This is a genomic window from Enterobacter sp. 04-C-12-SI-ECC, from assembly GCF_047530715.1.
Classification (GTDB): Bacteria; Pseudomonadota; Gammaproteobacteria; order Enterobacterales; family Enterobacteriaceae; genus Enterobacter; species Enterobacter bugandensis.
This window is the reverse complement of the sequence record NZ_JBLKDI010000010.1, coordinates 1-14700: the sequence shown is the minus strand read 5'-3', so window position 1 is coordinate 14700 and position 14700 is coordinate 1. Positions and strand designations below refer to the sequence as shown.

Genomic DNA, 14700 nt, shown 5'->3' with positions numbered 1-14700 from the left:
ATACAAATTTGGCTTTTAGTGAAAGTGATCACATAAATGTATTATCAGGTCTGCCAGAATCCTCCCCAGACAATAACTCTGTATAGGTGAGGATCTTTATGAACCTGACGACTCTGACCGATCCGCGTGCTGTTTGCGTTCAGGCGCAGTTTACCCGCCGGGATGAGGCAATCCGTCAGCTTACGGCGCGGCTGGTGGCGCTGGGCAAAATCGCTGATGCCGATGCGTTTCTGGAGGAGGTGTTTCATCGGGAATCGCTTGGGCCGACCGCGCTGGGTGAAGGACTGGCCGTTCCTCACGGTAAATCAGCCGTCGTGAAGGAGGCGGCTTTTGCCGTGGCAACTCTGCGAGAACCGCTTGCATGGGAAGGCGTGGACGGGCCGGAAGAGGTTGAGCTGGTTTTTCTGCTCGCCATTCCGCCAGCAGAAGCGGGTTCAACCCATATTCAGGTGCTGACGGAGCTGACGTCTCGCCTGGCGGATGACGATCTCAGGGCGCGCGTGATGGCTGCTACCACGGCGGAAGACGTGCTTGCTGCGCTTGAAGCTGCTCCTGACATGGAAGAGGCAGGCGTCGCGCTGAATGCCCCGACAATCGTCTGCGTGACCGCCTGTCCGGCCGGGATCGCGCATACCTATATGGCCGCAGAGTACCTGGAAAAAGCGGGACGCAAGCTTGGCGTCAACGTGGTGGTCGAAAAGCAAGGGGCAAACGGCATTGAGGGGCGCATCACCGTGCAGCAGCTTCGTGAGGCCAAAGCGTGCATTTTTGCCGCAGAAGTGGCGATCAAAGAGAGCGAGCGTTTTCAGGGGATCCCCGCCATCTCCGTGCCCGTCGCGGAGCCTCTGCGCCATGCTGAAGCGCTGATTGAGCGCGCGCTGGCGCTGCAGCCTGCATCCGATGCGCGTCCTGCGCATGTCGATACCGAAACGAAAAAGAGCGTTAAAACTGAACTCAAGCAGGCACTTCTCAGCGGTATCTCTTTTGCGGTGCCGCTGATCGTCGCTGGCGGTACGGTGCTGGCCGTGTCGGTACTGCTGGCGCAAATCCTGGGTCTGCAGCACCTGTTTGACCAGGAAAACTCGTGGCTGTGGATGTACCGCAAGCTTGGCGGTGGCATGCTCGGCATTCTGATGGTACCTGTTCTGGCGGCCTATACCGCGTATTCGCTGGCGGATAAACCTGCGCTGACGCCGGGCTTTGCGGCCGGTCTGGCTGCCAATATGATCGGCTCCGGTTTTCTTGGCGCTATTGTCGGCGGGCTGATCGCGGGCTATCTGATGCGCTGGGTGAAAAACCACATCCGGCTCAGTAGCCGCTACAACGGCTTTCTGACCTTTTATCTCTATCCGGTGATTGGCGTGCTGGGCGCGGGCAGCCTGATGCTGTTTGTGATTGGCGAACCGGTGGCCTGGCTCAATAACACGCTCACCGTCTGGCTTAACGGTCTCTCCGGCGCGAATGCGCTGCTTCTGGGGGCCATCCTCGGGTTTATGTGCTCATTCGATTTGGGTGGCCCGGTTAATAAAGCCTCTTACGCGTTTTGCCTGGGGGCGATGGCGAACGGCGTTTATGGTCCTTACGCGATCTTTGCCTCCGTCAAAATGGTATCGGCCTTTACCGTGACGGCGTCGACGATGCTGGCGCCGAAGCTGTTTAATCCGTTTGAAATTGAAACCGGTAAATCAACGTGGCTGCTCGGCCTGGCGGGCATTACCGAAGGGGCGATCCCGATGGCGATTGAAGATCCGCTTCGCGTCATTGGCTCATTTGTGCTCGGCTCCATGGTAACAGGCGCGGCTGTCGGTGCGATGGGGATCGGGTTATCTACCCCGGGGGCCGGGATTTTCTCTCTCTTTTTACTTCACGATGCCGGGTTGGGCGGTGTGGTTGCGGCTGTGGGCTGGTTTGGCGCGGCGCTGGCGGGGACCGCTGTCTCCACGTTTGTTCTGCTGCTCTGGCGACGTCAGGCGGTAAAAAAGGGCAAGTACCTCACAGAAGACGCCATACCGTAAAAACTCACAAAACAGGAAACGAAGATGAAAGCTGTATCTCGTGTTCATATCACGCCGCATATGCACTGGGACCGTGAGTGGTACTTCACCACTGAAGAGTCGCGTATTCTTCTGGTCAATAATATGGAAGAGATCCTGACCCGCCTGGAGCAGGACGACGAGTATAAATATTACGTCCTTGATGGCCAGACGGCGGTGCTGGAAGATTATTTTGCCGTCGTGCCCGAAAACCGCGCGCGGGTAAAGGCGCTGGTGGAGCGCGGAAAACTGATTATCGGCCCCTGGTATACCCAGACCGATACCACGATTGTCAGCGGCGAGTCGATTGTCCGCAACCTGATGTACGGCATCCGGGACTGTATGGCGTTCGGCGAGCCGATGAAGATCGGCTATCTGCCGGATTCGTTTGGTATGTCCGGCCAGCTTCCGCATATCTATAACGGATTTGGCATTACCCGGACGATGTTCTGGCGCGGCTGCTCGGAACGACACGGGACCGATAAAACCGAATTTCTCTGGCAGAGCCAGGACGGCAGTGAAGTCACGGCGCAGGTGCTGCCGCTGGGCTACGCGATTGGTAAGTACTTACCGGAGGACGAAGCCGGCCTGCGAAAACGGCTCGACAGCTATTTCGACGTTCTGGAAAAGGCCTCCGTCACCAAAGAGATTTTGCTGCCCAACGGTCACGATCAGATGCCGCTGCAGCAGAACATTTTCTCCGTGATGGATAAGCTGCGTGAAATCTATCCGCAGCGTCAATTTGTAATGAGCCGCTTTGAAGAGGTGTTTGACCACATTGAGGCACGCCGCGATGAACTGGCGACCCTGAAAGGGGAGTTTATCGACGGGAAATACATGCGCGTGCACCGGACAATCGGCTCCACGCGCATGGATATCAAAATTGCCCATGCGCGTATTGAGAACAAAATTGTCAACATCCTCGAACCGCTGGCAACGCTTGCATGGACGCTGGGCTTCGATTATCACCACGGCCTGCTGGAGAAGATGTGGAAAGAGATTCTTAAAAACCACGCTCACGACAGCATCGGCTGCTGCTGCAGCGACAAGGTGCATCGTGAGATTGTCTCTCGTTTTGAACTGGCTGAAGACATGGCAGATAACCTGGTGCGTTTCTATATGCGCAAGATTGTCGACAACATGCCGCAAAGCGACGCCGACAAACTGGTGATGTTCAACCTGATGCCCTGGCCGCGTGAAGAGGTGATGAACACCACGATTCGACTGCGCGCCAGCCAGTTCCGTCTGTTGGATGATAAAGGCAACGAGATCCCGTATTTCATTCGCAGCGCGCGCGAGCTGGACCCTGGTCTCATTGACAGGCAGATTGTCCATTACGGTAATTATGAGCCGTTTATGGAGTTTGATATTCAGCTCAGCCAGATACTGCCGTCGATGGGCTACCGTACGCTGTTTATCGAGCCAAACGTGGCCGGGAAGGTGATCTCTCCGGTGATAAACACCGAATCCTTGCTCGAAAACGCCTTCTGGCAGATTGATTTAAATAACGACGGTACGCTGCGCCTGCGCGACAAAGAAACCGGGCTGATTTATGACCGGGTGCTGGAAATCGAAGAGGGTTCGGATGATGGCGATGAGTACGACTACTCGCCTTCGCGGGAAGAGTGGAGACTCACTTCAGCGCAGGGCGAGCATCAGGTCGAGGTTATACACGAACGCTGGCAGAGCAGGGCGGTGATTCGCCATCAGATCGCGGTACCGGCTAATCTGGCCGAACGCGCGGCGGGTCAGCGAAACGGGTCTCTCGGCGCTGAGGTTGAAATCACGCTTAGCCACCACAGCAGGCGTATTGATGTGGCGGTGCGTCTGGATAATCAGGCTGACGACCACCGCGTCCGCGTGCTGATCCCTACGCCGTTTATGACAGAGGACGTGTTAGCTGATACGCAGTTTGGCACCCTCACTCGTCCGGTACAGGACGCGGCGATGGAAAACTGGCAGGAGGAGGGGTGGAAAGAAGCGCCGGTTCCCGTCTGGAATTTACTCAACTATGCCGTCCTGCAGGAAAAACGAAACGGGCTTGCGCTGTTCACCGAAGGACTACGCGAGTTTGAAGTAGTAGGCGAGGATAAAAAAGCCTTTGCCCTGACCCTGCTGCGCGGCGTGGGGTTACTCGGCAAAGAAGATTTGCTGTTGCGCCCCGGTAGGCCTTCAGGAATCAAAATGCCTGTTCCTGACTCTCAGGTGCGCGGTTCGTTAAGCTGTCGCTTTAGCCTCTTCAGCTTCAGTGGAACGCCGGAAAACGCGGGCGTCGCGCAGCAGGCTAAATCGTGGTTAACGCCGGTGCAGTGCTATAACAAAATTCCCTGGGACGCGATGAAGCTCAATCGCTCGTCGTTTACCACGCCGGAAAGTTACAGCCTGCTGGCGCTTTCGCCCACGGGATGCGTGCTCAGTACGCTCAAAAAGGCTGAAGATCGAGACGAACTCATTCTTCGTCTGTTCAACCCTTCCGAGTCCAGCGCATGTGACGCGACGTTATCCGTGGATCCGACCGTGAAACGGTGCTGCGAAACGGACATGAATGAACGGATAATAGACAATCGTGAAGAAGAGGGCATCGTCGGGGCGTTCAGACCGGGACAGTCACGAACCTTCAGCATTCTTCTTGCCTGAAAACCGCTGACACGATCAAAAGGCCGCAGAGTTTGCGGCCTTTTTTCATTAAATAGTCACGCTTCGGTGTTAACTTCCGGGATAATAAAAGTAAATTAAATGTAATTTCTAAGAGTTGCAAAAACAGAATGGAAAAATAAACTGGCCCAGCTACGCTTATTGTTTGTCCCGCTTCGACAGGGCATTTTTCTCTCGCGTTAATTAAAATCACTTCTGTTTATATTTTTTTTGGTCTTCGATAACCAATCGCATCTTTGCATGCACATATCATTAACATGGTTTTTACCATTCTCACCGAAGCTAAACATGATTAACATCAAGACCGGTTTTTGATTTAAATCAAAGTTTAATGCTTGGAAAAAGATGCCGAAAAGCGCTAAATTGTCCCCGATCAAAATGGCCGAAAAGTGGTAATTTTGCTATAAATTGATCGCCGTCGAAAAACGTAAATGTGATTCAATAAAAACCTGTTTATTGTAAGGGTTTTGCAGCGTATTATATTTGCGGGATCAATTTGAGTTTTTTATTAACCTATTTGTAACCTGTCGTCATCGTTTTTATCCTTCTCCAGGGTAATAACGACGACCAGGATGCGAATAATTTGTATTGGGGCATGCGTGTGAATCTCTTTCTGACGGGGTTCACTCTCGGAGTCTTCATGCGATGAGCAAGGAGTCATAATGTTAGACGTAGTCGAACTGTCGCGCTTACAGTTTGCCTTGACCGCGATGTACCACTTCCTGTTTGTGCCGCTGACGCTCGGTATGGCGTTCCTGCTGGCAATTATGGAAACGGTTTACGTCCTCTCCGGCAAACAGATTTATAAAGATATGACCAAGTTCTGGGGCAAGTTGTTCGGTATCAACTTCGCGCTGGGCGTGGCAACCGGTTTGACCATGGAGTTCCAGTTCGGGACTAACTGGTCTTACTATTCCCACTATGTAGGGGATATCTTCGGTGCGCCGCTGGCCATTGAAGGCCTGATGGCCTTCTTCCTCGAATCCACCTTTGTAGGTCTGTTCTTCTTCGGTTGGGACCGTCTGGGTAAAGTTCAGCACATGGCCGTAACCTGGCTGGTGGCATTAGGTTCGAACCTGTCCGCGCTGTGGATCCTGGTGGCAAACGGCTGGATGCAGAACCCGATCGCGTCTGACTTCAACTTCGAAACCATGCGTATGGAGATGGTCAGCTTTGCCGAGCTGGTCCTGAACCCGGTTGCTCAGGTTAAATTTGTTCACACCGTGGCATCTGGCTACGTGTGCGGCGCGATGTTCGTGTTGGGTATCAGCTCCTACTATATGCTGCGCGGTCGTGACTTCGCGTTTGCCAAGCGCTCCTTTGCTATCGCTGCAAGCTTCGGTATGGCTGCAATCCTCTCCGTTATCGTTCTGGGTGATGAATCCGGTTACGAAATGGGTGACGTGCAGAAAACCAAACTGGCCGCTATCGAAGCCGAATGGGAAACCCAGCCGGCACCTGCTGCCTTTACGCTGTTCGGTATTCCCGATCAGGACGCGCAGGAAAACCGCTTCGCCATCCAAATCCCTTACGCGCTGGGTATCATCGCAACCCGTTCTGTCGATAAGCAGGTAACGGGTCTGAAGGAGCTGATGGTTCAGCACGAAGAGCGTATCCGTAACGGTATGAAGGCTTACTCGCTGCTGGAACAGCTGCGTGCCGGCTCTACCGATCAGGCCGTTCGCGATCAATTTAACGACGTGAAGAAAGACCTGGGCTACGGTTTGTTGCTGAAACGTTATACCCCGAACGTTTCTGATGCGACGGAAGCACAGATTCAGATGGCGACCAAAGACTCGATTCCACGCGTTGCGCCACTGTACTTCGCATTCCGTATCATGGTGGGCTGCGGCATCATCATGCTGCTGATCATTGCGGCGTCCTTCTGGTCCGTGATTCGTAACCGCATCGGCGAGAAAAAATGGCTGCTGCGCACCGCGCTGTACGGTATTCCACTGCCGTGGATCGCGATTGAATCCGGCTGGTTTGTAGCGGAGTATGGCCGTCAGCCATGGGCGATTGGTGAGGTACTGCCAACGGCGGTCGCGAACTCTTCCCTGACGGCAGGCGACCTGATCTTCTCCATGCTGCTGATCTGTGGTCTGTACACCCTGTTCCTGGTGGCTGAACTGTTCCTGATGTTCAAGTTCGCGCGCCTTGGCCCAAGCAGCCTGAAAACCGGTCGCTATCACTACGAGCAGTCCACTGCGACTACTCAGCCGGCACGCTAAGACAGGAGTCATCAAATGATCGATTATGAAGTATTGCGTTTTATCTGGTGGCTGCTGGTTGGCGTTCTGCTGATCGGTTTCGCCGTCACGGATGGTTTCGACATGGGGGTGGGGATGCTCACCCGTTTCCTCGGTCGTAATGACACCGAGCGTCGAATCATGATTAACTCCATCGCCCCTCACTGGGACGGTAACCAGGTGTGGCTGATCACCGCAGGCGGCGCGCTGTTCGCTGCCTGGCCGATGGTCTACGCGGCTGCGTTCTCCGGCTTCTATGTGGCGATGATTCTGGTGCTGGCCTCTTTATTCTTCCGTCCGGTCGGTTTCGACTACCGTTCCAAGATTGAAGATACCCGCTGGCGCAACATGTGGGACTGGGGCATCTTCATTGGTAGCTTCGTTCCACCGCTGGTGATTGGTGTGGCATTCGGTAACCTGCTGCAGGGCGTACCGTTCCACCTTGATGAATACATGCGTCTTTATTACACCGGCAACTTCTTCCAACTGCTGAATCCGTTTGGCCTGCTGGCCGGTGTGGTGAGCGTGGCGATGATCATCACTCAGGGCGCAACTTACCTGCAGATGCGTACTGTGGGTGAACTGCACCTGCGTTCCCGTGCTACTGCTCAGGTGGCGGCACTGGTGACGCTGGTTTGCTTCGCTCTGGCAGGCGTGTGGGTGGTGTACGGTATTGATGGCTACGTGGTGACGTCTGCGATTAACCACTCGGCACCGTCTAACCCGCTGACCAAAGAAGTGGCGCGTCAGGCTGGTGCATGGCTGGTGAACTTCAACAATACCCCTGCGCTGTGGGCGATCCCGGCTCTGGGCGTGCTGCTGCCGCTGCTGACCGTGCTGACGTCTCGTCTGGAGAAAGGTGCTCTGGCATTCGTGTTCTCTTCACTGACGCTGGCATGCATCATCCTGACGGCGGGTATTGCCATGTTCCCATTCGTCATGCCATCCAGCACCATGCTGAATGCTAGCCTGACCATGTGGGATGCAACCTCCAGCCATATGACGCTGAACTTAATGACTTACGTTGCTTGCGTGTTCGTTCCGATTGTTCTGGCCTACACCATCTGGTGTTACTGGAAAATGTTCGGTCGTATCACCAAAGAACATATCGAAAGCAACACCCACTCTATGTACTAAGTAAGGAGCTGAATATGTGGTATTTCGCATGGATTTTAGGGACGCTTCTTGCCTGTGCTTTTGGTGTCATCACTGCCCTGGCGCTTGAGCACGTCGAAGCGACCAAAGCGGGTGAAGAAAAACACTGATGAATATTATCGCGAAGCTTTACGCGGTAATGGATAAGCGCCCGTTACGGGCGCTTTCTTTAGTAATGGCATTACTGCTGGCAGGCTGTATCTTCTGGGACCCGTCGCGCTTTGCGGCAAAGACCAGCGAGCTTGAGATCTGGCACGGCTTCCTCATCATGTGGGCAGTGTGTGCCGGGGTGATCCACGGCGTGGGCTTTCGTCCGAAAGCCGTTCACTGGCAGGGAATTTTTTGCCCGCTGATTGCCGATCTGGTGCTTCTCGCCGGTTTGATTTTCTTCTTCTTCTGAATAAGAAATGTCCGTTAACGTTATGGGCTTACCCGAGCCCATAAAAATTTACTCTCCGTTTACTTTCCCCCATTCCAAACCATCTTCCCCGCGCGTATAGTAGCGAAGTTTAAAAGCTCTAACTTTTGTTGCATTACTGGGATGTAAAGTGAATACAACGCTGTTTCGATGGCCGGTTCGTGTCTATTACGAAGATACCGATGCCGGTGGTGTGGTTTACCACGCCAGCTACGTTGCTTTTTATGAACGGGCACGCACAGAGATGCTGCGCCATCATCACTTTAGTCAACAGGTGCTGTTGGCTGAGCGAGTTGCCTTCGTGGTACGCAAGATGACGCTTGAGTATTTTGCGCCTGCCAGACTCGACGATATGCTCGAAGTCCAAACTGAAATTACATCAATGCGCGGGACCTCACTGGTTTTCACGCAGCGGATAGTCAACGCAGAGAACACCGTACTGAACTCAGCTGAAGTACTGATTGTTTGTGTTGATCCAACCATAATGAAGCCTCGTGCGCTTCCTAAGTCTATTGTCGCGGAGTTTAAGCAGTGACTGACATGAATATCCTTGATTTGTTCCTGAAGGCAAGCCTTCTGGTTAAACTTATCATGTTGATTTTGATTGGTTTTTCAATCGCATCCTGGGCCATCATTATCCAGAGAACGCGTATCCTCAATGCAGCTGGCCGTGAAGCGGAAGCATTTGAAGATAAGTTCTGGTCGGGTATTGAACTTTCTCGCCTGTATCAGGAGAGCCAGGGACGCCGTGAAAACCTGACCGGCTCCGAACAAATTTTCTATAGCGGATTCAAAGAGTTCGCTCGTCTGCATCGGGCAAACAATCATGCGCCGGAAGCCGTCGTGGAAGGGGCATCGCGTGCGATGCGGATCTCCATGAACCGCGAGCTGGAAAATCTTGAAACGCACATTCCTTTCCTCGGCACCGTGGGTTCTATCAGCCCGTATATCGGTCTGTTTGGTACCGTGTGGGGGATCATGCACGCCTTTATCGCGCTGGGCGCGGTGAAGCAGGCGACGTTGCAGATGGTTGCACCGGGTATCGCTGAAGCACTGATTGCGACCGCTATCGGTCTGTTTGCGGCAATTCCGGCGGTAATGGCTTACAACCGTCTGAACCAGCGCGTGAACAAACTGGAACTGAACTACGACAACTTTATGGAAGAGTTCACCGCGATTCTGCACCGTCAGGCGTTTACCAGCACCGAGAGCAACAAGGGGTAAACCATGGCCAGATCGCGTGGACGAGGTCGTCGCGAGCTCAAGTCCGAAATCAATATCGTGCCACTGCTGGACGTTCTGCTGGTACTGCTGCTGATCTTCATGGCAACAGCGCCCATCATTACCCAGAGTGTGGAAGTCGATCTGCCGGATGCGACAGAATCACAGGCGGTGAGCACCAATGACGATCCTCCGGTCATCATTGAAGTTTCCGGCGTAGGGCAGTACAGCGTGGTGGTAGAGAAAGATCGTATGGATCAGCTGCCACCTGAGCAGGTTATTGCCGAAGCGCAGCGTCGCCTGGAGTCAAATCCGAAAACGGTCTTCTTAATCGGTGGCGCGAAAGACGTACCCTACGATGAAATTATTAAAGCGCTGAACTTGCTACATAGTGCGGGTGTTAAGTCAGTTGGCTTAATGACTCAACCTATTTGATCATCCGCGTAGTTTTTGGGAACCGATAGTGTCAAAGGCAACCGAACAGAACGACAAGCTTAAGCGAGCGATAATCGTCTCCGCAGTGCTGCACGTTATTCTTTTTGCAGCGCTGATCTGGAGTTCGTTCGACGAGCATATTGATGCATCAGCAGGCGGCGGTGGAGGGTCTTCCATTGACGCCGTAATGGTGGATCCCGGTGCGGTAGTGCAAAACTATAATCGCGAACAACAGCAGAAGGCGAGTGCCAAACGGGCTGAAGAGCAGCGTGAAAAACAGGCGCAACAGCAGGCGGAAGAGCTGCGTGAAAAGCAGGCCGCCGAGCAGGAGCGTTTGAAGCAGCTTGAGAAAGAACGTTTGCAGGCGCAGGAAGCCGCGAAAGCGCAGGCGGAACAGCAGAAGCAAGCCGAAGAGGCCGCGAAGAAAGCGCAGGAACAGCAAAAGCAGGCGGAAGAGGCGGCAGCAAAAGCCGCAGCGGATGCCAAAGCGCAGGCTGATGCCCAGGCAAAATTAGCGGCAGAAGCGGCGAAGAAAGCGGCTGCCGATGCCCAGAAGAAAGCTGAGGCCGAAGCCGCGAAGAAAGCCGCTGCGGATGCCCAGAAGAAAGCCGAAGCGGAAGCCGCGAAGAAAGCCGCTGCTGACGCACAGAAGAAAGCTGAAGCCGAAGCCGCGAAGAAAGCCGCTCAGGACGCAGAGAAGAAAGCGGCTGCCGAGGCTGCGAAGAAAGCCGCTGCGGCTGAGAAGGCTGCTGCCGAAAAAGCTGCCGCCGCTGAAAAAGCCGCTGCTGATAAAAAAGCTGCAGCTGAGAAGGCCGCTGCCGATAAGAAAGCCGCTGCTGAAAAAGCGGCTGCTAAAAAGGCTGCTGCCGCTGAAAAAGCTGCGGCAGCCGCAGGGGTTGACGATCTGCTGGGGGATTTAAGCTCCGGTAAGAATGCACCGAAAACGGGCGGTGGCGCGAAAGGAAACAACGCAGCGCCGACCGGAAGTGGTAACACTAAGAGTAACGGTGCGACAGGGGCTGAAATCAACGGCTATGCCGCGCAGATTAAATCGGCGATTGAAAGCCGGTTCTACGATGCGTCTTCCTATGCCGGTAAAACGTGTACGCTGCGTATAAAACTGGCTCCGGACGGCATGCTGCTTGATATTAAGTCTGAAGGTGGCGACCCGGCTTTATGTACTGCGGCTCTGGCTGCAGCGCGTCAGGCGAAGATGCCTAAACCGCCTTCTCAGGCAGTCTACGAAGTCTTCAAAAATGCGCCGCTGGACTTCAAACCTTAAGTTACATTTTCCCCGTGCAAACGGGGAAAAATAGACCAGGTTTAGTCACAGGGTTCGGGTAGTTTTGTCTATTTGAGTTTGTTAACATTCTGCTAAATTATCGTGGGTAAGGTTACCCGGATAAGGGAGATATGATGAAGCAGGCATTACGTGTAGCATTTAGTTTTTTAATGCTGTGGGCAGCAGTCCTGCACGCAGAAGTACGTATCGAGATCACCCAGGGGGTGGACTCGGCACGCCCAATCGGTGTTGTTCCGTTCCAGTGGGCCGGTCCTGGCGCTGCACCTGAAGATGCCGGTGGCATCGTGGCGGCTGACCTGCGTAACAGCGGTAAATTCAACCCGTTAGATCGTTCTCGTCTGCCGCAGCAGCCGGGCAGTGCGCAGGAAGTCCAGCCTGCTGCATGGTCTGCGCTGGGTATCGATGCCGTGGTGGTGGGGCAGGTTACGCCTAACCCGGACGGTTCTTACAACGTGGCCTGGCAGCTGGTAGATACCGGCGGTGCACCGGGTACCGTTCTGGCACAGAACTCTTACAAGGTCACTAAACAGTACCTGCGCTACGCGGCACACGCGGCCAGCGACGCGGTATTCGAAAAGCTGACCGGTATTAAAGGTGCGTTCCGTACCCGTATCGCATATGTGGTACAGACCAACGGCGGTCAGTTCCCGTACGAGCTGCGCGTCTCTGACTACGACGGTTACAACCAGTTCCTGGTGAAACGCTCTTCACAGCCGCTAATGTCTCCAGCCTGGTCTCCGGACGGGTCTAAGCTGGCCTACGTGACCTTCGAAAGTGGTCGTTCTGCGCTGGTTATCCAGACGCTGGCTAACGGTGCGGTGCGTCAGGTAGCGTCGTTCCCACGTCACAACGGTGCGCCTTCCTTCTCTCCAGATGGGTCTAAACTGGCGTTTGCGCTTTCTAAAACCGGTAGCCTGAATCTGTACGTGATGGACATTGGCTCTGGCCAGATCCGTCAGGTGACCGACGGTCGCAGCAACAATACTGAACCATCATGGTTCCCGGACAGCCAAAACCTGGCATTTACCTCTGACCAGGCAGGCCGTCCACAAATCTATAAAGTGAACATTAACGGCGGTGCTCCGCAGCGTATCACCTGGGAAGGCTCTCAGAACCAGAACGCAGACGTGAGCAGCGACGGTAAATTCATGGTAATGGTCAGCTCCAACGGTGGGCAGCAGCACATTGCCAAACAAGATCTGGTAGCGGGTGGCGTTCAAGTTCTGTCGTCAACGTTCCTGGATGAAACGCCAAGTCTGGCACCTAACGGCACTATGGTAATCTACAGCTCTTCTCAGGGGATGGGATCTGTGCTGAATCTGGTTTCTACAGATGGGCGTTTCAAAGCGCGTATTCCGGCCACTGATGGACAGGTAAAATCACCTGCCTGGTCGCCGTATCTGTAAATAATAATTAATTGATTACTAAAGGAATCATAGAAATGCAACTGAACAAAGTGCTGAAGGGGCTGATGATCGCTCTGCCTGTAATGGCAATCGCAGCGTGTTCTTCTAACAAGAACGCCAGCAATGACCAGAGCGGCGAAGGCATGATGGGTGCCGGTACCGGTATGGACGCGAACGGCAATGGCAACATGTCTTCTGAAGAGCAAGCGCGTCTTCAGATGCAGCAGCTGCAGCAGAACAACATCGTTTACTTCGATCTGGATAAATACGACATCCGTTCTGACTTCGCTGCGATGCTGGATGCTCACGCTAACTTCCTGCGTAGCAACCCATCTTACAAAGTCACCGTAGAAGGTCACGCGGACGAACGTGGTACTCCAGAGTACAACATCTCCCTGGGTGAACGTCGTGCTAACGCCGTTAAGATGTACCTGCAGGGTAAAGGCGTTTCTGCTGACCAGATCTCCATCGTTTCTTACGGTAAAGAAAAACCTGCAGTACTGGGTCACGACGAAGCGGCTTACTCCAAAAACCGTCGTGCCGTACTGGTTTACTAAGAGAATTGCATGAGCAGTAACTTCAGACATCATCTGTTGAGTCTGTCGTTACTGATTGGAATAGCGGCCCCCTGGGCCGCTTTTGCTCAGGCACCAATCAGTAGTGTCGGCTCAGGCTCGGTAGAAGACCGGGTCACTCAGCTCGAGCGTATTTCTAACGCTCACAGTCAGCTTTTAACCCAACTCCAGCAGCAACTTTCCGATAACCAAAACGATATTGACTCTCTCCGTGGTCAGATTCAGGAAAGTCAGTATCAGCTTAACCAGGTTGTGGAACGTCAGAAGCAAATTTTATTGCAGATAGATAGCCTGAGCAGCGGCGGTGCAGCAGCACAACCCGCAGCGGGCGATCAAAGCGGCGCGGCAACCTCAGCGCCTGCGCCGTCTGCTGATGCTTCAGCCTCAACAGGAGCGCCTGTACAGAGCGGTGACGCGAATACGGATTACAATGCGGCCATTGCCCTGGTGCAGGATAAATCTCGTCAGGATGACGCGCTCGCTGCGTTTCAGAACTTTATCAAGAAATACCCTGACTCAACCTATCAGCCAAATGCGAATTACTGGCTCGGTCAGTTGAATTACAACAAGGGTAAAAAGGACGATGCGGCGTTTTATTTTGCCTCCGTGGTAAAAAATTACCCGAAATCGCCGAAAGCGCCAGATGCGATGTTTAAGGTTGGCGTGATCATGCAGGACAAAGGCGACACGGCGAAAGCCAAAGCGGTTTATCAGCAGGTGGTCGCAAAATTCCCGGGCACCGAAGGTGCTAAGCAGGCGCAAAAACGCCTGAATTCGATGGGATGATTATCGCATGACCAGAAATCGCGTTATTTCTGGTCGTGCAGCATGATTACTAAGCAGTTAAGTGATCTTCATCGAAATTTTTGTTGCGCAGAATTCTTAAATCAGTAATATATGCCGCCGTTGCCACGGGATATCAAACAACGTGAAAGCAGCATAAAAGTGGGTCGTTAGCTCAGTTGGTAGAGCAGTTGACTTTTAATCAATTGGTCGCAGGTTCGAATCCTGCACGACCCACCACTTAACGCAGTTCCGGCAGTACAGAGTGGGTGATTAGCTCAGTTGGTAGAGCATCTCCTTTACACGGAGGGGGTCGGCGGTTCGAGCCCGTCATCACCCACCACTCGGGTCGTTAGCTCAGTTGGTAGAGCAGTTGACTTTTAATCAATTGGTCGCAGGTTCGAATCCTGCACGACCCACCAGCCTGAATAAATTTGCAGTAAATCCCGCAAGGGGTCGTTAGCTCA

The 14700-nt window shown here is 53.6% G+C and carries 13 protein-coding genes and 3 tRNA genes; all 16 read left to right on the top strand.

Going from position 1 to position 14700, the window contains the following annotated elements:
- Positions 1-98: 98 nt before the first annotated feature.
- Entirely contained in the window at positions 99-2015 is a 1917-nt protein-coding gene (gene mngA, locus ACMWL8_RS14265; protein WP_045261077.1) for a PTS 2-O-a-mannosyl-D-glycerate transporter subunit IIABC, read from the top strand.
- A gap of 24 nt (positions 2016-2039) precedes the next feature.
- Entirely contained in the window at positions 2040-4670 is a 2631-nt protein-coding gene (gene mngB, locus ACMWL8_RS14260; protein ID WP_045261076.1) for a mannosylglycerate hydrolase, read from the top strand.
- Positions 4671-5350: 680 nt separating this feature from the next.
- Positions 5351-6919 carry a cytochrome ubiquinol oxidase subunit I gene (gene cydA / locus ACMWL8_RS14255; RefSeq protein WP_045261075.1) on the top strand — a complete coding sequence of 523 codons (1569 nt, stop codon included), beginning with the start codon at positions 5351-5353 and terminating at the stop codon, positions 6917-6919.
- A 15-nt stretch (positions 6920-6934) separates the two neighbouring features.
- Positions 6935-8074, top strand: a complete 1140-nt coding sequence (cydB, locus tag ACMWL8_RS14250) for a cytochrome d ubiquinol oxidase subunit II (RefSeq protein ID WP_028012386.1) — start codon at positions 6935-6937, stop codon at positions 8072-8074.
- Positions 8075-8088: 14 nt separating this feature from the next.
- Positions 8089-8202 (top strand): cytochrome bd-I oxidase subunit CydX, encoded by a 114-nt coding sequence (gene cydX, locus ACMWL8_RS14245; RefSeq protein ID WP_003858598.1) that lies wholly within the window; start codon positions 8089-8091, stop codon positions 8200-8202.
- Entirely contained in the window at positions 8202-8492 is a 291-nt protein-coding gene (gene ybgE, locus ACMWL8_RS14240) for a cyd operon protein YbgE (RefSeq protein ID WP_008501100.1), read from the top strand. The genes cydX and ybgE overlap by 1 nt, the downstream gene beginning before the upstream one ends.
- A 148-nt stretch (positions 8493-8640) precedes the next feature.
- The gene (ybgC, locus tag ACMWL8_RS14235) at positions 8641-9045 is read left to right on the top strand and encodes a tol-pal system-associated acyl-CoA thioesterase (protein WP_003858593.1); all 405 of its coding nucleotides are present in this window, start codon (positions 8641-8643) and stop codon (positions 9043-9045) included.
- On the top strand, positions 9042-9734 hold the full coding sequence (gene tolQ / locus ACMWL8_RS14230) for a Tol-Pal system protein TolQ (protein ID WP_008501101.1): 693 nt from the start codon (positions 9042-9044) through the stop codon (positions 9732-9734). The genes ybgC and tolQ overlap by 4 nt, the downstream gene beginning before the upstream one ends.
- Positions 9735-9737: 3 nt before the next feature.
- Complete coding sequence (gene tolR / locus ACMWL8_RS14225) at positions 9738-10166, top strand: colicin uptake protein TolR (RefSeq protein WP_003858589.1); 429 nt, start codon at positions 9738-9740, stop codon at positions 10164-10166.
- A 28-nt stretch (positions 10167-10194) separates the two neighbouring features.
- Positions 10195-11448: a cell envelope integrity protein TolA gene (tolA, locus tag ACMWL8_RS14220; protein ID WP_028012388.1), complete on the top strand. Its 1254-nt coding sequence runs from the start codon at positions 10195-10197 to the stop codon at positions 11446-11448.
- 134 nt (positions 11449-11582) lie between these two features.
- Positions 11583-12875, top strand: a complete 1293-nt coding sequence (gene tolB / locus ACMWL8_RS14215; protein ID WP_013097529.1) for a Tol-Pal system beta propeller repeat protein TolB — start codon at positions 11583-11585, stop codon at positions 12873-12875.
- Between the two features lie 35 nt (positions 12876-12910).
- Positions 12911-13432 (top strand): peptidoglycan-associated lipoprotein Pal, encoded by a 522-nt coding sequence (gene pal, locus ACMWL8_RS14210; protein ID WP_003858578.1) that lies wholly within the window; start codon positions 12911-12913, stop codon positions 13430-13432.
- Positions 13433-13441: 9 nt separating this feature from the next.
- On the top strand, positions 13442-14236 hold the full coding sequence (gene cpoB, locus ACMWL8_RS14205; RefSeq protein WP_045261074.1) for a cell division protein CpoB: 795 nt from the start codon (positions 13442-13444) through the stop codon (positions 14234-14236).
- Positions 14237-14397: 161 nt separating this feature from the next.
- A tRNA-Lys gene (locus ACMWL8_RS14200) sits at positions 14398-14473 on the top strand.
- Positions 14474-14500: 27 nt separating this feature from the next.
- Positions 14501-14576, top strand: a tRNA-Val gene (locus ACMWL8_RS14195).
- A gap of 3 nt (positions 14577-14579) precedes the next feature.
- Positions 14580-14655 (top strand) — tRNA-Lys (locus ACMWL8_RS14190).
- Positions 14656-14700 lie beyond the last annotated feature (45 nt).